Source organism: Mesorhizobium sp. M1027 (assembly GCF_040318745.1).
GTDB lineage: Bacteria > Pseudomonadota > Alphaproteobacteria > Rhizobiales > Rhizobiaceae > Mesorhizobium.
Genome location: NZ_JAMYMW010000006.1, coordinates 275,694 through 296,695 on the forward strand (window position 1 = coordinate 275,694; position 21,002 = coordinate 296,695).

Annotated in this window: 16 protein-coding genes; 12 read left to right on the forward strand and 4 right to left on the reverse strand. The window is 64.2% G+C overall.

The window, feature by feature from the left end:
• Window positions 1–76: 76 nt before the first annotated feature.
• The 12 genes from NKH50_RS14265 to NKH50_RS14320 all read left to right on the forward strand — a co-directional run bounded on the left by NKH50_RS14265 (window position 77) and on the right by NKH50_RS14320 (window position 17,279).
• Entirely contained in the window at window positions 77–1,861 is a 1,785-nt protein-coding gene (locus tag NKH50_RS14265) for a sensor histidine kinase (RefSeq protein ID WP_352879422.1), read from the forward strand.
• 31 nt (window positions 1,862–1,892) lie between these two features.
• Complete coding sequence (locus NKH50_RS14270; protein WP_352879424.1) at window positions 1,893–2,339, forward strand: HPr kinase/phosphorylase; 447 nt, start codon at window positions 1,893–1,895, stop codon at window positions 2,337–2,339.
• A 164-nt stretch (window positions 2,340–2,503) separates the two neighbouring features.
• On the forward strand, window positions 2,504–2,905 hold the full coding sequence (locus NKH50_RS14275; protein WP_254815942.1) for a PTS sugar transporter subunit IIA: 402 nt from the start codon (window positions 2,504–2,506) through the stop codon (window positions 2,903–2,905).
• Window positions 2,902–3,198 (forward strand): HPr family phosphocarrier protein, encoded by a 297-nt coding sequence (locus NKH50_RS14280; protein WP_352879426.1) that lies wholly within the window; start codon window positions 2,902–2,904, stop codon window positions 3,196–3,198. The genes NKH50_RS14275 and NKH50_RS14280 overlap by 4 nt, the downstream gene beginning before the upstream one ends.
• 157 nt (window positions 3,199–3,355) lie before the next feature.
• Complete coding sequence (ahcY, locus tag NKH50_RS14285) at window positions 3,356–4,756, forward strand: adenosylhomocysteinase (RefSeq protein WP_352879428.1); 1,401 nt, start codon at window positions 3,356–3,358, stop codon at window positions 4,754–4,756.
• Window positions 4,757–4,944: 188 nt separating this feature from the next.
• The gene (locus NKH50_RS14290; protein ID WP_352700964.1) at window positions 4,945–7,506 is read left to right on the forward strand and encodes a sensor histidine kinase; all 2,562 of its coding nucleotides are present in this window, start codon (window positions 4,945–4,947) and stop codon (window positions 7,504–7,506) included.
• A gap of 8 nt (window positions 7,507–7,514) precedes the next feature.
• Window positions 7,515–9,026: a tRNA (adenosine(37)-N6)-threonylcarbamoyltransferase complex ATPase subunit type 1 TsaE gene (tsaE, locus tag NKH50_RS14295; protein WP_352879429.1), complete on the forward strand. Its 1,512-nt coding sequence runs from the start codon at window positions 7,515–7,517 to the stop codon at window positions 9,024–9,026.
• Window positions 9,027–9,067: 41 nt separating this feature from the next.
• On the forward strand, window positions 9,068–9,826 hold the full coding sequence (locus NKH50_RS14300) for a nucleotidyltransferase family protein (protein ID WP_352879430.1): 759 nt from the start codon (window positions 9,068–9,070) through the stop codon (window positions 9,824–9,826).
• Window positions 9,823–12,960, forward strand: coding sequence for a double-strand break repair protein AddB (gene addB, locus NKH50_RS14305; RefSeq protein ID WP_352879432.1), 3,138 nt, complete (start codon window positions 9,823–9,825; stop codon window positions 12,958–12,960). Before NKH50_RS14300 ends, addB begins: the two co-directional genes overlap by 4 nt.
• Window positions 12,957–16,469, forward strand: coding sequence for a double-strand break repair helicase AddA (gene addA, locus NKH50_RS14310; protein WP_352879434.1), 3,513 nt, complete (start codon window positions 12,957–12,959; stop codon window positions 16,467–16,469). Before addB ends, addA begins: the two co-directional genes overlap by 4 nt.
• Window positions 16,470–16,542: 73 nt before the next feature.
• A complete protein-coding gene (trxA, locus tag NKH50_RS14315) occupies window positions 16,543–16,866 on the forward strand; it encodes a thioredoxin (protein ID WP_023677558.1) in 324 nt (107 codons plus the stop codon).
• Between the two features lie 131 nt (window positions 16,867–16,997).
• On the forward strand, window positions 16,998–17,279 hold the full coding sequence (locus NKH50_RS14320) for a cupin domain-containing protein (protein WP_352879436.1): 282 nt from the start codon (window positions 16,998–17,000) through the stop codon (window positions 17,277–17,279).
• Window positions 17,280–17,327: 48 nt separating this feature from the next.
• On the opposite strand, the gene NKH50_RS14325 is transcribed toward NKH50_RS14320, so the two are convergent.
• From NKH50_RS14325 to trpA, 4 genes are all read right to left on the reverse strand, one after another.
• Window positions 17,328–17,747: a VOC family protein gene (locus tag NKH50_RS14325; protein ID WP_352879438.1), complete on the reverse strand. Its 420-nt coding sequence runs from the start codon at window positions 17,745–17,747 to the stop codon at window positions 17,328–17,330.
• A 62-nt stretch (window positions 17,748–17,809) separates the two neighbouring features.
• Window positions 17,810–19,135, reverse strand: a complete 1,326-nt coding sequence (locus NKH50_RS14330) for a bifunctional folylpolyglutamate synthase/dihydrofolate synthase (protein ID WP_352686530.1) — start codon at window positions 19,133–19,135, stop codon at window positions 17,810–17,812.
• A 62-nt stretch (window positions 19,136–19,197) separates the two neighbouring features.
• The gene (gene accD / locus NKH50_RS14335) at window positions 19,198–20,124 is read right to left on the reverse strand and encodes an acetyl-CoA carboxylase, carboxyltransferase subunit beta (protein WP_352480200.1); all 927 of its coding nucleotides are present in this window, start codon (window positions 20,122–20,124) and stop codon (window positions 19,198–19,200) included.
• Window positions 20,125–20,160: 36 nt separating this feature from the next.
• A complete protein-coding gene (gene trpA, locus NKH50_RS14340; protein ID WP_352879440.1) occupies window positions 20,161–21,000 on the reverse strand; it encodes a tryptophan synthase subunit alpha in 840 nt (279 codons plus the stop codon).
• Between the last annotated feature and the right edge of the window lie 2 nt (window positions 21,001–21,002).

Sequence of the window (21,002 nt, forward strand, 5' to 3'; positions counted from 1 at the left end):
CGATCTCAGCCAACCATTTCTCTATTCCTGCTGCCTACTCACTACTCACTAATTACCGAGCGGGAGCTGCTATTCGATGGCAGTGGAAGTAGAGCGAGTGAGACGGTCGGGCGCCGCCAGGCGCCCGCCGCGGATTCTGCCCGCCTTCGTGTCGAAAATTACGGTGCCGATGCGCCGGTTTCTCGGCCATCACATCTTTTCCAGCCTGACACGGCGTATTCTCTTTCTCAATCTCGCCGGCCTTGCCGTCCTGGTCACCGGCATTCTCTACCTCAACACCTTTCGCGACGGGCTGATCGACGCCCGTGTCGAGAGCCTGATGACCCAAGGCGAGATCATCGCCGGCGCGATCGCCGCGTCGGCGACGGTCGAAACCGATTCGATCAGCATCGATCCGGAAAAGCTGCTTGAGTTGCAGGCCGGCGAAAGCCTCGGCCCGGGCTCCGACCAGCTCGACAATCTCGATTTCCCGATCAATCCGGAGCGCGTGGCGCCGGTGCTCAGGCGGCTGATCTCGCCGACGCGCACGCGCGCCCGCATTTATGACCGCGACGCCAACCTGCTGCTCGATTCCCGCCATCTCTATTCGCGCGGCCAGATCCTTCGCTACGACCTGCCGCCGGTCGAAGTGGAACAGCCGGACCTTCTGGAGCGCATCCAGAAATTCGTCTTTGATTTCTTCCGCAACAAGCAGCTGCCTGTCTATCGCGAGCAGCCGGGCGGCAACGGTGCTGCGTTTCCGGAAGTGGTCAAAGCGCTTACCGGCAGTCCGTCGACGATCGTGCGGATCTCGGAGCAGGGCGAGCAGATCGTTTCAGTGGCGGTGCCGATCCAGCGCTTCCGTGCCGTTCTCGGCGTGCTGATGCTGTCGACCGAAGGCGGCGACATCGACAAGATCGTCGCGGCCGAGCGCAAGGCGATCCTGCGCGTGTTCGGCATCGCCGCCCTGGTTACCGCCATCCTGTCGATGCTGCTGGCCTCCACCATCGCCAACCCGCTTCGCCGGCTTTCCGCGGCGGCGGTCCGGGTTCGCCGCGGCGTCAAGAACCGTGAGGAAATCCCCGACTTCTCCGACCGCCAGGACGAGATCGGCAATCTCTCGATCGCCGTGCGCGACATGACCAATGCGCTCTACGCCCGTATCGAGGCGATCGAAAGTTTTGCCGCGGATGTCTCGCACGAGCTGAAGAACCCGCTTACCTCGCTGCGCAGCGCCGTGGAGACATTGCCGCTGGCCAGGAACGACAATTCGCGGAGCCGGCTGATGGATATCATCCAGCACGATGTGAGGCGGCTGGACCGCCTGATCACCGATATTTCCGATGCCTCCCGTCTTGATGCCGAGCTGGCGCGGGAAGACGCGGGAACCGTCGACCTGAAAAAGTTCATCACCGATCTGGTCGCCGTCTCGCGCGAGGCCACGCGCAACAAGAAGGCGGTCGAGATCGAGTTCAAGGTCGCCAAACTGCCGCAGGGCGTGAAAGGCTACTTCGTCGTCGGCCATGATCTGAGGATCGGCCAGGTGATCACCAACCTGATCGAGAATGCCCGCTCGTTCGTTCCCGAAGATCGTGGCCACATCACCATATCGCTGGCACGCGCCGGTAAGTTCAACATCGTCACCGTCGACGACAATGGCCCCGGAATCCGGGCCGATAACATCGATCGCATTTTCGAGCGGTTCTATACAGATCGGCCGGCCGGCGAGGCGTTCGGTCAGAACTCGGGCCTTGGCCTGTCGATATCCAGGCAGATCGTTGAAGCCCATGGCGGCACGCTGAGCGCCGAGAACATCCCGGGCACCAAGCCTGGCGAGATCAAGGGCGCGCGCTTCGTGGTGACGCTGCCGGCGGAAGGCTGAGGGATGAATTCCAATCACGCCTGGTCCTATTGTGCAGCCTGAACACATTCACGGCACCGCGATCCTGATAGGTGATCGCGGCATTCTCATCACCGGACCGTCCGGCTTGGGCAAGACGACGCTGGCGCTCGCCTTGATCGATCATTGCAGCCAACGCGGGCTGTTTTCCCGGCTGATCGGCGATGACCAGCTCTTTGCCGCCGATTGCGAGGGGCGGCTGGTCTGCCGCGCACCAGCCAGCATAGCCGGCCTCGTCGAGGTGCCGGGATTCGGCCCCAAACCGATACAGTTCGAGCCAAGCTGCGTGATCGACCTCATTATCCAGCTCGTGCCAGCCGGCAAAATGGTCCGCTTCCAGGAAGACTGCAGCGAACTCGTTGTCGGCGTGACAGTGCCGCGCATCGATCTTGCCGGGCGCAATGTCGCGGCCGCCTTGCCGGCAGTGATGTCGCGTCTGTCGATTGCGCCTTTCCTGTGATCCGATTTCGATTTTTTGCTGCAATGCGTCAAATTGGCTTGGGCCGGCGCAATTTTGGGCTTGTCAACGGGCCTTGCGTCGACAAGATAGCGCTCCCGCCGCCTGGAACGGTCGGCGAGCATAAAATGCGCCTGTGAAGCGGCGATGACGGGAGCCACCAAAGAATGATCGGACTCGTGCTTGTAACGCACGGTCAACTGGCCGCCGAGTTCCGCAATGCCGTGGAACACGTCGTTGGGCCACAAGACAATTTCGAGACCGTGGCGATCGGTGCCGACGATGATATGGAACAGCGCCGCCGCGACATTATCGACGCAGTCGGCCGCGTCGATACGGGATCAGGCGTCATCGTTTTGACCGACATGTTCGGCGGCACGCCCTCCAACCTCGCCATTTCCGTGATGGAATCCGGCCGCATCGAGGTCATTGCCGGCATGAACCTGCCGATGCTGATCAAGCTGTCCAGCGTTCGCAAGGGCGACAACATGACGGCAGCGCTGGATGAGGCGCAGGCTGCCGGCCGCAAATACATCAATGTCGCCAGTCAACTCCTGAGCAGCAAATGAGCGCGCTCTTGCCGGAACAGGACAAGATCGTTCGCGACTTTCCGATCGTCAACCAGCGCGGCCTGCATGCGCGCGCCTCGGCCAAGTTCGTTCAAATTGCCAGCGGCTTCAATGCCACGGTTCAGGTCGAGAAGGACGGCGTCAAGGTCGGCGGCACCTCGATCATGGGCCTGATGATGCTGGCGGCGAGTCCCGGTTATTCAATCCGCGTCACCGCCACCGGCCCAGAGGCCGAAGAGGTCATCGATGCGCTGGAGCAACTGGTTGCTTCCCGTTTTGGCGAGGAATGCTGACGTGCTGATCGCTTCCGAAGACATGCACGGATAAAGATTTCTTTATATCCCATTGTCGTCCAACTCCCGATCTGCTAGTCAGGCCGGCAACTCGCGCCCTCCGACACGCCTTCGGGGCGGGGCGCGTCCCGCAATCAATTCGCATCGGAGCACTGCCATGACGGGTAGCAAGGACTATGTGGTCGCAGACATCGCGCTTGCCGGCTGGGGCCGCAAGGAGATCGAGATCGCCGAAACCGAAATGCCGGGCCTGATGGCCTGCCGCGAGGAATTCGGCGACAAGAAGCCGCTCAAGGGCGCGCGCATCACCGGCTCGCTGCATATGACGATCCAGACGGCGGTGCTGATCGAAACGCTGAAGGCGCTCGGTGCCGATATCCGCTGGGCTTCCTGCAACATCTTCTCGACCCAGGACCACGCCGCCGCGGCCATTGCCGAGGCCGGAATTCCGGTGTTTGCCGTCAAGGGTGAGACGCTGGAGGATTATTGGGTCTACACCGACAAGATCTTCCAGTGGGCCGATGGCGGCACCTCCAACATGATCCTCGATGACGGTGGCGATGCCACCATGTACATCCTGATCGGCGCCCGCGCCGAGGCCGGCGAGGATGTGCTGTCCAATCCGGGCAGCGAAGAGGAAGAGATCCTGTTTGCCCAGATCAAGAAGCGCATGCAGGCATCACCCGGCTTCTTCACCAGGCAGAAGCAAGCGATCCGCGGCGTCACCGAAGAGACGACGACCGGCGTCAACCGGCTCTATCAGTTGCAGAAAAAAGGCCTGCTGCCGTTCCCGGCAATCAACGTCAATGATTCCGTCACCAAGTCGAAATTCGACAACAAATATGGCTGCAAGGAATCGCTTGTAGACGGCATTCGCCGCGGCACCGACACGATGATGGCCGGCAAAGTCGCGGTCGTCTGCGGCTATGGCGATGTTGGCAAGGGCTCGTCGGCTTCGCTCAAGGGCGCCGGCGCCCGCGTCAAGGTCACCGAGGTCGATCCGATCTGCGCGCTGCAGGCGGCGATGGACGGTTTCGAGGTGGTCACGCTCGAGGACGCGGCGCCGACGGCAGACATCGTCATCACCACCACCGGCAACAAGGACGTCGTTACCCTCGATCACATGCGCCTGATGAAGGACATGGTGATCGTCGGCAACATCGGTCACTTCGACAACGAGATCCAGGTTGCCTCGCTGCGCAACCTGAAATGGACCAACATCAAGCCTCAGGTGGATATGATCACCTTCCCGGACGGCAAACGGATGATCCTTTTGTCGGAAGGCCGCCTGCTCAACCTCGGCAACGCCACCGGCCATCCAAGCTTCGTCATGTCGGCGTCCTTCACCAACCAGGTGTTGGCCCAGATCGAGCTGTACACCAAGCCCGGCCAGTACGAGAACCAGGTCTATGTCCTGCCGAAGCATCTCGACGAAAAGGTCGCGCGCCTGCATCTCGACAAGCTCGGTGCCCGCCTGACCGAACTGTCTGGCGAACAGGCCGCCTATATCGGCGTCACTCCGCAGGGACCGTTCAAGCCGGAACACTACCGCTATTAACCACGGCGAAACTTGCCACTAGATATTGAAGCCGGGCGATTGACTTTTCGCCCGGCTTTATTTTTGCGCTGATTGATTCTTCACGCCGATTCGCGCAAGCGCTATGGTGCTGATTCGCGGTCCGGGGACGAGGCCCGGGCGCACGCATCAGGGCGGTCTTGCATTCAGGCGGCGAAGAGGACCAAGACATGCCGGGGGATAACCCGCCTTGCGCGGGACAGGCCGTTTCCGGCGGCCATAACGATTCGGTCACGGGCTCCGCTGCCAGAGGCGGCAGCCTTTTGTGGCGTGCCGGCAGCCGTATCGGAGTGCTGCTTGCTTCGTCCGCGCTGGTTGGTCCGCTGCTTGGCTCTGCTGCACATGCCCAAACCCGCGCGGCGCAAAAGGCCGGGCTGTCGGTCAGCACGGTCGAGGTCATGCAACTCGCCATGTTCGTCGGCGTCATGGGGGCGGCATTGCTGTCGGCCATCTTTCTGATCCGCGAACGGGCGCGCACCGCGGCGGAAAATGCCGAGCTCAGGACCCGCATCGCCGACGTCAATGCCGCGCTGCAGCGCTCGGAGGCGCTGCTTCATTCCCGCGATCAGCGCGTGGTGGTATGGGCGGCCGAAAACAAGAAGCCCGAGCTTGTCGGGACATTGCCGCTCGAGAGCGGCGCGCCGGAGGACCGGGCGGCCTTCCTGGCTTTCGGCCGCTGGCTGATGCCGCGTTCGGCGGCCGCACTCGAACATGCCGTCGCATCACTGCGGGACAAGGCAAAGCCGTTCGATCTGGTCATCGAATCGCAGGCCGGCCAGCCGCTCGAGGTTCACGGCCGCAAGAGTGCGGCGCATGTGCTGGTTCGCTTCGTCTCGCTTTCGGAGACACAGCGAAGCCAGGCCAGGCTGAAGATCGAGAACCAGCGCTTGGCCGCCGACCATGAGACGCTGATCGGCCTTCTGGATGCGCTCAAGATGCCATCATGGTTGCGGGCCGTTGACGGGCGGCTGAAATGGGTCAACCGGGCCTATGCCGAAGCGGTCGAGGCCGAGAATGCCGAAGCGGCGGTTCGTGACGGCAAGGAATTCCTCGGAGGCCAGGCGCGCGACACGATCGCTGCGCAGCACAAGTCGCACCCCGTCTTCGAACAGACGCTCTCCACGGTGATCGAAGGCGACCGCCGTATGTTTGCCGTGACCGATTTTGCCGGGGCGGATGGTTCGGCTGGTCTTGCCTGCGACATCAGCGCCATCGAGGCCATTCGCGCCGAATATGAGCGGACCGTGCAGAGCCACGCCGACACGCTCGATCAGCTCAACACCGCCGTGGCGATTTTCGATACCGACGAGAAATTGCGGTTTTTCAATCAGGCGTTCCAGAAACTATGGGGCCTCGACAGCGGCTTCCTGCACAGCGCGCCGGATAACGCCTTGCTGCTCGACCGCCTGCGCAGCGAAGGCAAGATCGCTGAGCAGCCCGAATGGCGGCGCTGGAAAGAGAGCCTGCTCGGCGCTTACCGCGCGGTTGAATCGCAGGAGCATTGGTGGCATCTGCCGGACGGCAAAACCATTCGCGTCGTCGCCAATCCGCAGCCCAAGGGCGGCGTCACCTGGGTGTTTGAGAACCTGACCGAGAAGATGGACCTTGAAAGCCGCTATCAGACCGCTGTGCGGGTTCAGGGTGAGACGCTCGACAACCTTGCCGAAGGCGTCGCCGTGTTCGGCCCCGACGGCAGGCTGAGATTGTCCAACCCGGCCTTCGCGGCCCTGTGGGGGCTGGATGCCGATGCCTCAAAACCCAACGTCCATGTCTCGACGATCCGCGAACTTTGCGACCGCCGTGCCGTCGACAGTCCGTGGGGCGGGTTCGTTGCCGCCATCACCGGCTTCGACGACGAGCGCCGCGACCGCCACGGCCAGACCGAATTGAACAACGGCACCGTTTTGCGCTACGCCGTCATCCCTTTGCCCAACGGCCAGGTGATGATGACCTTCGTCGACGTTACCGACAGCGTCAATGTCGAGCGGGCACTGAAGGACAAGAATGAGGCGCTGCAAAAGTCCGACCAGATCAAGAACGAATTCGTGCAGCACGTCTCCTATGAGCTGCGCTCGCCACTCACCAACATCATCGGCTTTACCGAGCTTCTTTCACTGCCGTCGACTGGTCCGTTGAACCAGAAGCAACGCGAATATATCGGGCATGTCGGCTCGTCCTCCTCGGTCCTGCTCACCATCGTCAACGACATCCTCGATCTGGCGACGGTGGATGCCGGCATCATGGAACTCGACATTTCCGAAGTTCACATCAATCGAACCATTACGGCCGCCGCCGAACTGGTCGCCGATCGGCTGGAGGAACATGCGATCAAGCTTAGGATCGACGCGGCTGCCGCGCCGAAGACCTTCCACGGCGACGAGATCCGCGTCCGCCAGATACTCTACAATCTGCTCAGCAATGCCGCCAATTACGCGCCGGAGGCGAGCACCATAACGCTCGCCTGCCGCCAGCTTGCCGACGGCGTGGAATTTTCCGTTCACGATGACGGCCCCGGCATGCCGCCGGACCTGCTTGAGTCAGTGTTCCGGCGCTTCGAGCCGCGCACCAATGGCGGCCGCCGCCGTGGCGCCGGGCTCGGCCTGTCGATCGTCAAGAGCTTTGTCGAACTCCATGGCGGCAGCGTCCGCATCGAGACCGGCAGGGATAAGGGCACCACGGTTGTTTGCGCCTTTCCCGACACGCCGTCGGGCATCCGTGCGGCGGCCGAGTAGCGCGTTCGATGGCGGTATTGGTGCTGGAGCGTTTTCTCGCCGACGAGGCTGCGACGGCAAGGCTCGGCGAGGATCTTGCCATGTCGCTGCGCATTGGCGACGTGCTCGCTCTCAAGGGCGATCTCGGCGCCGGCAAATCGACCTTGGCACGGGCGCTGGTCAGGGCGCTGGCCGACGATGCCGGCCTCGACGTGCCCAGCCCGACCTTCACGCTGGTCCAGAGCTACGACACGCGTGTGCCGGTCCATCATTTCGATCTCTACCGCTTGGGCACGGCGTCCGAGCTGGACGAGCTGGGCTTCGACGAGGCGCTGACGCAAGCGGCTGCGCTGATCGAATGGCCGGAGCGGGCAGAGGCATATCTGCCGAAAACCTCGGTGCTGGTCGAACTTCTCCAGCAGGGCGACGGCCGACTGGCGAGACTGTCGGGGGAGGGCGCCGCCTTCGAGCGCGCGGCGCGATCGCTGGCAATGCGCGATTTTCTCGGGCAGGCCGGTTGGGGCGACGCGCAGCGACGATATTTCATCGGTGATGCCTCGGCTCGCTCCTACGAGATCGTCACGCTCGCCGGATTTCCGCCGCGCGTGCTGATGAACTCGCCAAGGCTGGTGCTCGGACCGCCGGTCCGCGACGGCAAACCCTATGCCGAGATCGCCCACACGGCGCAATCCGTTTCGGCATTCGTCGCCATCGACCGGGCCTTGCGGGCCGGCGGTGTCAGCGTCCCGGAAGTCCATGCCCAGGACCTCGAGCAGGGTTTTCTCCTGCTGGAGCATCTCGGTTCCCAAGGCTTTCTCGACAAGCGCGGCCAGCCGGTAGCCGCGCGTTATGCGGCGGCGGCCGAACTGCTTGCCATGATGCACGGCAAAACATGGCCGGCCCGCATGCAGGCCGGCCCCGGCGTCTTCCACGAAGTGCCGCCTTTCGACCGCGACGCCATGATGATCGAGGCCGAATTGCTGGTCGACTGGTATGTCCCGGCGATTTCACGCACTCCGCCAAGCGAGGCGCTGCGCGCCGGCTACCGCAGCGAATGGAATGCGGTGCTCGATCGGCTCGAGGGGCGCGAATACACGCTTATGTTGCGCGACTTCCATTCGCCCAACCTGATCTGGCGCGCTGACCGTTCCGGTCATGACCGCCTCGGCGTCGTCGATGTCCAGGATGCGCTGATCGGACCGTCCGCCTACGACGTCGCATCGCTCGCCTTGGACGCGCGCGTCACCATTTCACCTGAAATCGAGAAGCACACGCTCGCCGCCTATATCGCCGCGCGGCGCGCGGCCGGCGTCTTCGACGAGGACGAATTCCTGGAAACATATGCAATCATGGCCGCACAGCGCAATTCCAAGATCCTCGGCATTTTCGTGCGGCTCGAAAAACGTGACGGCAAGCCTTATTATCTGAAGCATCTGCCGCGCATCCGCGATTATCTTCGCCGGGCGCTAGCGCATCCGGCGCTGGCCGGGCTGCAGGATTTCTACATCGCCCACGGCTTGCTGGAGGAACGCTCGATTTGACGGCTAAGGATTTGGGCCTGAAGGCGTCGGATGAGCAGCCGATGCCAACGACCGCCATGGTGCTCGCCGCCGGGCTCGGCAAGCGCATGCGGCCGATCACTGACACCATGCCGAAGCCGCTGGTCAAGATCGCCGGCAAGACATTGCTCGACTGGGGGCTGGACTGCCTGGCCGAAGCCGGCGTCGCCAACGCCGTCGTCAATGTCCATTACCTGCCGCGACAGATCGTGGACCATGTGGCCCGCCGCAGTGCGCCGACAATCGTCATCTCGGACGAGAGCACCGGCCTGCTCGACTCAGCCGGAGGTATCGTCAAGGCACTGCCCGGGTTAGGGGCGCCCTTCTATGTGCTCAACGCCGACACCTTCTGGATCGACAGCGGCGTTTCCAATCTCAGGCGTCTTGCCCTTGCATGGGAGGGCGCGACAATGGACATTCTGCTGATGCTTGCGGATCTCCAGTCGGCAACCGGACATAGCGGCGGCACCGATTTCCTGATGGCGCCGGATGGCGCCTTGCGGCGTGCGAACAACGATCCGGCCGGCCTGATCTATGCCGGCGCCGCGATCGTCCATCCGCGCATCTTCAAGAATGCGCCGGCCGGCCCACACTCTCTTAACGCCTATTTCGATGCCGCAATCGCCGCCGGCCGCCTGTTCGGCATGAAGATGCAGGGTCACTGGATCACTGTCGGCACACCTGACGCGATCCCGCGGGCGGAAGCAGCGGTCGCCGCCGCGCTTGCCGGCACGCCCAATGCTGTTGCTGAGGCACCCGGCGCTCTTACCGAGTCGAAATGAGCGGCTCCCGCCGCGTTTTCTCGATTCCGCCCGGAGCGCCGTTCCTGCCGACGCTGGCCGAGGCGTTGCTTGCAGGGCGCCTGGTTCCCGGCTTTGCCTATGATGGCGATCCGCTGATGCTGGCCGATCTCACCATCTATGTGCCGACGCGCCGTGCGGCGCGGGCGCTTCGCGGCGAATTCGTCGATGCTCTCTCGCGCTCGGGAAGCCGCTCGGCGATCCTGCCGGTCATCCACCCGCTTGGCGAGTTCGACGAAGATGAAGCGGCCCTCGAGGCAGGAGCTTCGGCCGCCATCGACCTTGCGCCGCCGATCGCCGCGGTAGAGCGCCTGCTGCTGCTTGCGCCGCTGGTGCGAGCGTGGAAACGCCGCCTGCCGGCACATGTCGCCGCATTGTTCGACGAGGAGATCGTCATCCCGGCCTCCGCCGCCGACGCCCTCTGGCTGGCGCGCGACCTGGCGCGGCTGATGGACGAGATCGAGACCGAGGGCACGGATTGGGCGAGGCTCGCCGACCTTGTGACCGGCAATCTCGCAGGCTGGTGGCAGGTGACGCTCGATTTCCTGAGCATCGTGACCGAGAACTGGCCGAGGCTGCTCGAGGAACGCCATCGCTCCAATCCCGCCGCGCATCGCAATGCTCTGATAAGGCTGGAGGCGGCGCGGCTGAGGCGCAATCCGCCGGCCGGGCCGGTGATCGCCGCCGGCTCCACAGGATCGATCCCAGCCACGGCCGAGCTGCTTGCCGTGATCGCCGGTCTGCCCAATGGCGCCGTTGTGCTGCCCGGGCTCGACCGGACACTGGACGAGCCGTCCTTTGCCGCCATCAGTGCGCTCGGTGCGCGCCCGGCCCTGCTTGGCCACCCGCAATACGGCCTGGCAAAGTTGATCGGCAAGATCGGCGTGCCGCGCGCCGACGTCGAGGACCTTGCTGTTGCGCCGCGGCCGCTTGCATTGCGCGCCGCACTCGTCGGCGAAGCGCTTCGCCCGGCGGAGACTACCGAGCTCTGGGCCGAGACGCGCGCCCGTTTTACCGCCGGTGATGTTGCCGAGGCCTTCGCTGACGTGACGCTTCTCGAAGCCGCCAGCGAACGCGATGAAGCCGTGGCGATCGCCGTCGCGCTCAAACAGGCCGTCGAACGGCCCGGCCAGCGCGCCGCGCTGGTCACCGGCGATCGCGCGCTGGCGCGGCGCGTCTCGGTCGAGCTGTTGCGCTTCGGCGTCGCCGCCGACGATTCCGGGGGCACGCCGCTCATCAACACGCCAGCCGCCAGCCTGCTCAGGCTGGCGCTTCAGGCAGCCTTCCGCCCGGGCGACCCGGTCGCCTTGCTGTCGCTGCTCAAGCATCCCCTGCTTGGCCTCGGCCGGGAGCGGGCAAGCGTGCGCCATGCGGCCGAAATCGTCGAACTCGTGGCGCTGCGCGGTGGCACCGGGCGTCCGGACGTCGCGTCGCTGCCGCAGCTCTTCGACACCCGGCTCCTCGAATTCGACGGCGGCGGCAATCGCCGCCCGCCTTTCTGGCGATCGCGCCTCTCGGTCAGGCGCATCGAACAGGCGCGCGAGCTGCTGATCCGGCTAGCGGCTGCGCTGGCGCCGCTGGTTGCTTTTCGCGGCGAGGAGAATGCCGATCTTGCCACGCTTGTGCGTGCCAGCGTCGTTGCGCTCGAAAGCCTCGGACGCGCCGCCGACGGCAGCCTGAGCGAACTCTATGCCGGCGATGCCGGCGAAAAGCTTGCCGAGCTCTTGCGCGGGCTGGTCGCGGCCTCGGTGTCGTTCTCCTTCGCGGCTGACGAATGGCCTGACGTGATGGAGGCGCTGATCGCGCCCGAGATGGTCAAGCCGGCGCAGGGCACCGACAGGAACATCGCCATCTGGGGGGTGCTGGAAGCGCGGCTTCAGGATATCGATACGCTGGTCGTCGGCGGGCTCAACGAAGGCGTGTGGCCGCGCAAGCCGGAGAGCGACCGCTTCATGTCGCGGCTGATGAAGACCGGCATCGATCTTGAACCGCCGGAGCGGCGCATCGGCCTTGCCGCCCATGATTTCCAGATGGCCATGGGCGCCAAGAAATTGGTGCTGGCCCGCTCCGCCCGTTCTGGCGACGCACCGTCGGTGCCCTCGCGCTGGCTGCAGCGTATCCTTACCTTCGTCGGCGAGGACCATGCTACGGCACTTCGCCGGCGCGGCGATGAACTGCTTGCCTGGGCGCGTGTGCTCGATGCCGGCGAAAAGCAGGACTTTGCGCCGCGGCCGCAGCCGAAACCGCCGCTCATCGTACGGCCGCACCACTTCTCGGTCACCGAGATCGAAACGCTGCGTCGCGATCCCTATGCGGTCTATGCCAGAAGGATACTCGGCCTGATGCCGCTCGATCCGGTCATTCGCGATCCGGGCGCCGCCGAGCGTGGCACGCTGTTTCACGCAATTCTGCACCTCTTCTCAGCGAGGGTGGCCGACCCGCGCGCGCCGGAGGCGCTGGACGGGCTCATCGCCGCAGGCCGCTCCTGCTTTGCCGAGGCTGCGCTGCCCGCCGATGTCGAGGCGGTGTGGTGGCCACGCTTCGAAAAGCTTGCCGCCGGCATCATCGAATGGGAGCGCGGCCGGGCCGCAGCCGTGGCACGGCGGCACGCCGAGGAACGCGCCGAAAAGACCGGGGTCGGCCGATCCGGCGTAACCCTGTCCGGCTATGCCGATCGCATCGATCTGATGGCTGGCGGAATGGCCGACATCCTCGACTACAAGACCGGCTCGTCGCCATCCAAAGCACAGGCGCACACGCTGCTCGCGCCGCAACTGGCGCTGGAGGGCGCGCTGCTCAGGCGCGGCGCTTTCAAGGAGCTTGGCGCATGCGAGCCGTCGCAACTGGCCTTCGTGCGGCTGAGGCCGAATGGCGAAGTGTTCGAGGAATCCATCCTCGAATACAACCGCAGGCCGCGAACCGCTGCCGATCTCGCCGATGAAGCGTGGGCGCGGCTGGAGAAACTGCTGATCCACTACGCCGACCCGGCGACCGGCTATCTGTCGCGGGCGCTGCCGTTCCGCGAGGGCGAGACCGACGGCGACTATGACCATCTCGCCCGCGTGCTCGAATGGTCGGCCGGCGGCGACGCCGACGACGAGGGAGGGGAGGCATGAAAAAGGCCTACCCCATTCCAAGCGACACTGCCGCGAGCCAGGCAAGCGCGTCCGACCCGCGCAATTCCGCCTGGGTGTCGGCCAACGCCGGATCCGGCAAGACCCATGTACTCGCCCAGCGCGTTATCCGGCTTTTGCTGCGTGGCACCGATCCGTCCAAGATCCTGTGCCTGACCTATACGCGTGCCGCAGCCGCCAACATGTCGAACCGTGTGTTTTCCACCCTGTCGCAATGGACGACCTTGGGCGATGCCGAGCTCTCGACACGGATAGAGGCGCTGGACGGCCGCCAGCCCGACCGCGAAACCATGCGCCGGGCGCGGCGGTTGTTTGCGGAGGCGCTGGAAACACCGGGCGGGCTGAAGATCCAGACCATCCACGCCTTCTGCGAATCGGTGCTGCATCAGTTCCCGCTGGAAGCCAATATCCCGGCACATTTCGAAATGCTCGATCCGCAAATGGAGGCTTCGCTGTTCGCCGCCGCCCGCCGCGACATGATTTCGGGCGGCGTTGCAGGCGATGCGGCATTGGCCGAGGCCTTCGCCACCGTGCTTGAGCGCGGCGGCGAACATGGGCTCGACGCACTGCTGGCGGAGATCGTGCGCAAGCGCGATGGTTTGCGTGCGTTCATCGCCGCGGCCGGCGGCGATGGTTTTCAGGCGCTGTTCGACGAGTTTCAATTCCGCGCCGGCCAGACGGCCGAAGGCATAGCCGCCTCCGTCTGGCCGCTGCCCGGCTTCCTGCCGGATTATCTCGTCACCTTTTCACGGGCGGCCGAGGCCGCCGATGCGCGCGTGGTGCTGAACAATATGCTGCCATACGCCCGTCTCGCCTTCGCCGAGGAGCATCCGGTGCGTCGCCTGAATTTGCTCTCCAAGGCTTTCCTGAGGGCTGACGGCGAGCCCTACGATCCGGCAAAGACGTTCAAAAGGGCATTGCTTGACCGGTTGCCCGATCTTGCCGAACGATATCTGGCGGCGGTCGACGCCATTCTCGAAATCTCCGACCGGCTGGCCTTGTTCAGGATGCTGGAGGGCACGCGTGCGGCCTTGACCATCGCCGACTGGCTGATCGCCCGCTACGAGCAATTGAAGCGCGCCCGCGGCTTCCTCGACTTCAACGACCTGATCACCCGCACGGTCCATCTACTGGCGCGGCCCGACGCCGGCCCATGGGTGCAATACAAGCTCGACCAGGGCATCGACCACATCCTCCTCGACGAGGCGCAGGACACCAGTCCCGACCAGTGGGAGGTGGTCAAGCGGCTGGCGGAGGAGTTCTTTGCCGGACTCGGCGCACGCGACGCCGTCCACCGCACCATCTTTGCGGTCGGCGACGAAAAGCAGTCGATCTATTCCTTCCAGGGAGCCGCCCCGGACTCCTTTGCCGACAGCCGGATTTTGTTTGCCGGCAAAGTCAGATCCGCCGCCGCCGCCTTCGCCGATCTCAAGCTGACCTGGTCGTTTCGCTCGACCGACGACGTGCTTGCGGCGGTGGATCGTGTCTTTGCCGACCCGAACGTGCGGCGCGGCATCAGCCACGATCCCGATCCGCTCGACCACAAGGCGATCCGCAACGATGCGCCGGGCTATGTCGAGGTCTGGCCCTCGCTCGGCGCCGACACCGTCGACGAACCGGACGACTGGACGCAAGCGGTGGATCACGCCCACGCACCGGCGGTGCGCGTTGCCGAAAACGTTGCAGCGACCATTGCCGGCTGGATCGGCGGCGGCGAGGTCATCGAAGGGCGTGGCAAGAAACTCCGGCCCGGCGACGTGCTGGTGCTGGTGCGCAAGCGCGACCGCTTCGTCCATGCGCTGACACGGGCGTTGAAGCGCCGCGACATCCCGGTGGCCGGCGCCGACCGGCTCAGCCTGCCTGGCCATATCGCGGTGAAGGACCTGATCGCACTCGGTCATTTTCTCGTCCAGCCCGAGGACGATCTGTCGCTGGCCGCCGTGCTGCGCAGCCCGATCTTCGATGTCTCGGAAGAGCAGCTTTTCGCGCTTGCTGCGGAGAGGCCGTCGGGCGTCTCGCTGATCGCCTCGCTGCGCCGGCATACCGGCGAAAGCGTGGCGTTGGCCGCCGTCGTCAGCCGGCTCGACACATGGTCGAACGAGGCCGCATTCAAGCCGGTGTTCGAATTCTATGCTGCAGCTCTCGCCCGCGACGGCCTGCGCAAGAAGATGATCGCGCGGCTCGGGCCGGAGGCCGGCGACATCCTCGACGAATTCCTGAATTTCTGCCTGGCCGAGGAGCGGACCGGCCTGCCGGGACTGGAATCCTTCCTGTCGACGTTGGAAAACGCCGGCCCCGAGATCAAGCGCGAAATGGACCAGACCCGCGACGAGGTTCGCGTCATGACCGTGCATGCCGCCAAAGGCTTGGAGGCGCCGGTGGTATTCCTTGTCGATGGCGGCTCCGCGCCGTTCAGCGACCAACATCTGCCGAGATTGATGCCGTTCGAAGGCTCGGGCGACTGCTGGGAGGGCAAGGGTTATCTCTGGCGTTCAGCCAGCGATGTCGCCAATGGATTTTCACGCGCCGCATCGGCCCGCGCCCGAGAGCTCGCCGACGATGAATATCGCCGGCTGCTCTATGTCGGCATGACCCGCGCCGAGGATCGGCTGATCGTCTGCGGCTACCATGGCAAGCGGGCGCCGAATACCGGCACCTGGCATTCGATCGTCAGCCGCGCACTGGTCGGTGCCGCGGAGAGCGAAGCACGCCGGCATCCCGCCACTGGCGAGACCGTGCATCGTTTCCAGGCGACGAAACTGTCGCCCATGCCACTGGCGTCAGTGGATGAGGCACGACAGGCTGAACGCTTTGCGCCATTGCCGGAAACCCTGTTCCAGCCTCTGCCGCCCTTCGAGGAATTGCCGCGGCCGCTCTCGCCGTCCGGCGCCTCGGTGCTGATCGACGAGGCGCGGCAAGCGGTGGCCGACACGCGTTCGCCGGTGCTGGATGCCGACGCCGAGCCCGGCTTTGCCGTCGTGCGCGGGCTGGCGCTGCACAAATTGCTGCAGATGCTGCCCGGCATCGACGAGGGAAAACGCCGGGATGCCGCCGAACGCTATCTGGCAAGAGCCGGCGCGGCATGGCCCGACGACGAGCGCGACAAGGCCCTGGCTGGCGTTTTCAGAATTCTTGCTGACAGCCGCTTCGCGCCGCTGTTTGCGCCAGACTCGCGCGCTGAAATCGCCATCATGGGCAGCCTGGAGGTGAGGGGCAAACTGCGCTCGATTTCCGGCAAGATCGACCGGCTGACAGTAACGCCGGACAAGGTTTCGATCGTCGACTACAAGACCAATCGGCCAGCGCCAGCTACGCTCGCCGAAGTCCCGCAAGCCTATGTTCTGCAGCTCGCACTCTATCGCGCGCTGCTTCAGCCGCTCTATCCGGGACGCGAGGTCTCGGCGGCGCTGCTGTTCACCGAGGCGCCGCGGCTGATCGAGCTGCCGGCAGCGGCCATGGACGACGCGCTTGCTAGACTCACGGGAGCGTGACACAACACTTGCTTGAAGACGGACGCGATCACCACCACATTTGGTGCGACGAACAAATCGAAAGGATCTCAGCATGGCCACCGTCAAGGTCGACAAGAGCAATTTCCAGGCCGACGTGCTCAATGCCAAGGAGCCGGTCGTGGTCGATTTCTGGGCGGAATGGTGCGGCCCGTGCAAGATGATCGCCCCGGCGCTCGAGGACATCGCCATCGAACTCGGCAGCAAGATAAAGATCGCCAAGCTCAACATAGACGAGAATCCTGAGCTGGCCGCGCAGTTCGGCGTGCGCTCGATCCCGACGCTGATGATCTTCAAGGGCGGCGAAGTCGCCGACATGAAGGTCGGTGCTGCGCCGAAAACGGCATTGTCGCATTGGATCAACGGCAGCCTCGCCTGATCCGATCAAAATTTTGCAGAAAGCCCGGCCTTGTGCCGGGCTTTCTTTTGCTGGCGTCATTGGTGGGGCGCTCTGGCACTCGCGGCTTGCCGCCCGGTATTCTTCTCTTCTGAATACAAAGGAGAAGCGATATGACCGGATCCGCCAAGGCCACCGTCTTCATCGACAATGAGCGCGTCATTGTCACCGAATACCGCTTCGCTCCCGGCGACAACACCGGCTGGCACCGCCACGGCCACGACTATGTGATCGTGCCGCTGACCGACGGCAAGGTGAAGCTCCTGACCAAGGATGGCGAATCCTTCGCCGAGATGAAGAAGGGCGCGCCGTATTTCCGCAACGAGGGCGTCGAACATGACGTGATCAGCGCAAACGATAGCGAATTCGCCTTCATCGAGGTCGAACTGAAGTAGTCCACCAACCACCGGCTGCGCCGCTACAATTGTCCGGCGCGGCGCTATTCACCAATCCGCGATACGATCGCCGCCGACGAATTGTGCGCTTTTCTCAGTGTATTCGAACAGTTCTATCTTCACGCCGTTGGGGTCGCGGATCCAAGCCTGGTAGGTGTCATCGCACGCGCGTTTCTTGGAAGTGACATCGACCCCCTTTGACCTCAGATGGGCGATCGCGGCGTCGATGTTTTCCACTTCGAGGCAGAAGTGGTTGATCTGGTTCAAGTCGCTATAGCTTGCGCCGTCTTTCTGGAACACCTCGACATGGCTACGGCTGCCGCAATTGAGGTAGAAGCCGAAAGTCTTCCCGTCGCGCAGGAAATTGAACTGGGTGTCCATGCCGAGGACGTCCCGATAGAAGCGTCGCGTCATCTCCAGGTCATTCGCGAAAATGCAAACGTGTGCGAGCTGCTTTACCTTGATCATGACTGGCTCCTCGCGGTGATCTGACAGGTGTGGCGCCATCGCGGCCCGGGCGAACGCACGCCTCAGGTTGGCGGCGTGCCGTTTTCGGCCAGTACCCCGCCGGCCAGGTAAAGCGATCCGCCGATCAGGATCCGTGGCGGCGGTCCGTCCCATGTGTCGCGCAGCAGCATCAGTGCGCTTGCAACGGAACTAACCGGTTCGGCCGACAAGCCTGCCTCAATGGCGCGGGTCGCCAGTTCGTCGTTTGGCACGCCGGCGTCGCTCAGACTCACCGGCACGGTGTAGACGTGCCGCACCAGCCCTTTGAAGGCCCGGAAATAGCCGCTCTGGTCCTTGGTGTTGATCATGCCCGAGATCAGGAACAGCGGCCGCGGGTTCTTTTCCTCCTGCTCCGCCAGCGCCTCAGCGACGACCACGCCTGCGCCGGGATTATGGCCGCCGTCGAGCCAGATGTCGGCGCCCTTCGGCGCCAGTTCGCTCAGCCGGCCTTGCGGCAGCTTTTGCATGCGGCCCGGCCAGGCGACATTCGCCATCGCCTTCTCGGCGGCGCGGTGGCTGATCTCGAAGCCGGCCGCCTTGACCGCCGCGATCGCCGCCGCCGCGTTGGCGAATTGATGGCGCCCCGGCAGGCGCGGCGGCGGCAGATCCATCAATCCATCTTCGTCCTGATAGACCATGCGGCCGTTTTCCTCATAGGCAAGGAAATCCTGGCCATAGACGAAGGCGGGGCAGTCGAGCCGTTCGGCGGTTTCGATGAGCACCTGCTGGGCCGTCTCGCTTTCCTGCGCGCCGATGACGACCGGGCACCCGCGCTTGATGATGCCGGCCTTTTCGGCGGCGATCAGCTCGACGCGGTCGCCGAGATAGGCTTCGTGGTCGAGCGAGACCGGCATGATCACCGACACGGCCGGCTCGGCGATGACGTTGGTGGCGTCGAAGCGGCCGCCAAGGCCGACCTCGAGGATGACGGCATCGGCCGGATGTTCGGAAAACAGCAGGAAGGTGACGGCGGTGAGAATTTCGAAGACGGTGATCTTCTGGCCTTGATTGGCCTCGGCGACCCGGGCGATGGCTTCGGCGAAGACCTTGTCGTCAACCAGCCTGCCGCCGCCATCGGCGGCCAGCCGGTAGCGCTCGTGCCAGTTCACTAAGTGTGGCGAAGTGTGGACGTGGACGCGGTAGTCGGCTGCTTCGAGCAGCGCCCGTGAAAAGGCGGCACAGGAGCCCTTGCCATTGGTGCCGGCGATGTGGATGACCGGCGGCAGCTGGTCCTGCGGATTGCCGAGGCGTTCGAGCAGCCGCGAAATGCGGTCGAGCGAAAGGTCGAAGCCCTTCGGGTGAAGCGCCATCAGGCTTTCGATTTCGCGGTCCGCGGCAAGCGTGGTCATGGGAGAATCCTAGGCGCGTGCGCAACGGCACACAACAGCCGCTCGCGCCGCGGGCTGTCGCGTCAGGCGTGCGGCCGGGCTTCGGCCGGAATCACCGACGGCGGCAGGATCTCCGGCTCCTGCGGTTTTTGCTCTTCCGGCAGCTTGAGCAGCATTCTCAGCAGCCGCGCAATCGTCTGGCGCATCTCCAGCCGTGACACCACCATGTCGACCATGCCGTGTTCCATCAGATATTCGGCGCGCTGGAAGCCTTCGGGCAGTTTTTCCCTGATCGTCTGCTCGATGACACGCGGTCCGGCAAAGCCGATCAGCGCGCCTGGCTCGGCAATATGCACGTCACCCAGCATGGCGTAGGAGGCGGTGACGCCGCCGGTCGTCGGGTTGGTCAGGACGACGATGTAGGGCAGGCCGGCCTCCTTCAGCCTGTCGACGCCGACCGTGGTCCGCGGCAACTGCATCAGCGACAGGATGCCTTCCTGCATACGGGCGCCGCCGGAGGCCGCAAACAGGATCAGCGGCCGCTTGCGCTGCAAGGCGACCTCGAAACCATGCACGATGGCGTCACCTGCCGCCATGCCGAGCGAGCCGCCCATGAAGGCAAAATCCTGCACCGTCACCACCACCGGCACGCCTTCGACCGTGCCCAGCGCATTGATGATGGCGTCTTCCATGCCGGTCTTGGCTTTGGCATCCTTCAGCCGGTCTGCGTAGCGCTTCTCGTCGCGGAACTTGAGCGGATCCTGAACGACCTTGGGGTTTTCCAGCGTCTCGTATTTGCCGTCGTCGAGGAAGAATTTCAGCCGTTCCTTAGCCGATATCTTCATATGGTGGCCGGAGGACGGGATGACGAACTGGTTCTGCTCCAGATCCTTATGGAACACCATTTCGCCGGTCTCGGGATCCTTGATCCACAGGTTTTCCGGCATGTCGGTGCGGCGGCCGAGCATCGAATTGATCTTCGGACGGACGTAATTGGTGATCCAGTTCATCGCTTCGGCTCCTGTCCTTAAGAAGACGTAGGAAGATTATTCGGCGGCAGCAAGGCGAGCCGCGCGAACCCCTTGCGAAAGCCCGCTGACCAGCGTGGCGACGGCCTCGGCCGGATCGGCGGTCTTTTCGCCCTTCGGCCCGAGCACGTTGGCGACGGCATTGACAATCGCGGTGCCGACAACGACGCCGTCGGCCGACGCGCCGATGATGCGCGCCTGCTCTGCTGTCTTGACGCCGAAGCCGACGCAGACCGGCAGGTCGGTATGGCTCTTGATGCGCTTGACAGCTGCCGCTACCTTGCCGGTGTCGGCCAGCGCCGAACCGGTGATACCGGTCATCGACACATAATAGACGAAGCCGGAGGTGTTCTGCAGCACCTTGGGCAGGCGCTTGTCGTCGGTGGTCGGCGTCGCCAGCCGGATGAAATTGATGCCGGCCTTGAGTGCCGGGATACAAAGTTCCTCGTCCATCTCCGGCGGCAGGTCGACGACGATCAGCCCGTCTATGCCGCTGGCCAGCGCGTCGCTCAGGAAGCGCTCGACGCCGTAGATGTAGATCGGATTGTAATAGCCCATCAAGACGATCGGCGTTTCACTGTCGCCGGCGCGGAATTCCGAGGCCATCTTCAGTGTCTTGGCCAGTGTCTGGCCGCCCTTCAGCGCCCGCAGGCCGGCCGCCTGGATCGCCGGGCCGTCGGCCATCGGATCGGAAAACGGCATGCCGAGCTCGATGATGTCGCTGCCGGCGCCGGGCAGCGCCTTCATGATCGAAAGCGACGTGTCGTAGTCAGGGTCGCCACCCATGAAATAGGTTACGAGTGCCGGTCGGCCCTCGGCCTTCAGCTTTGCCATGCGGCGGTCGATACGGGTGGCCATGA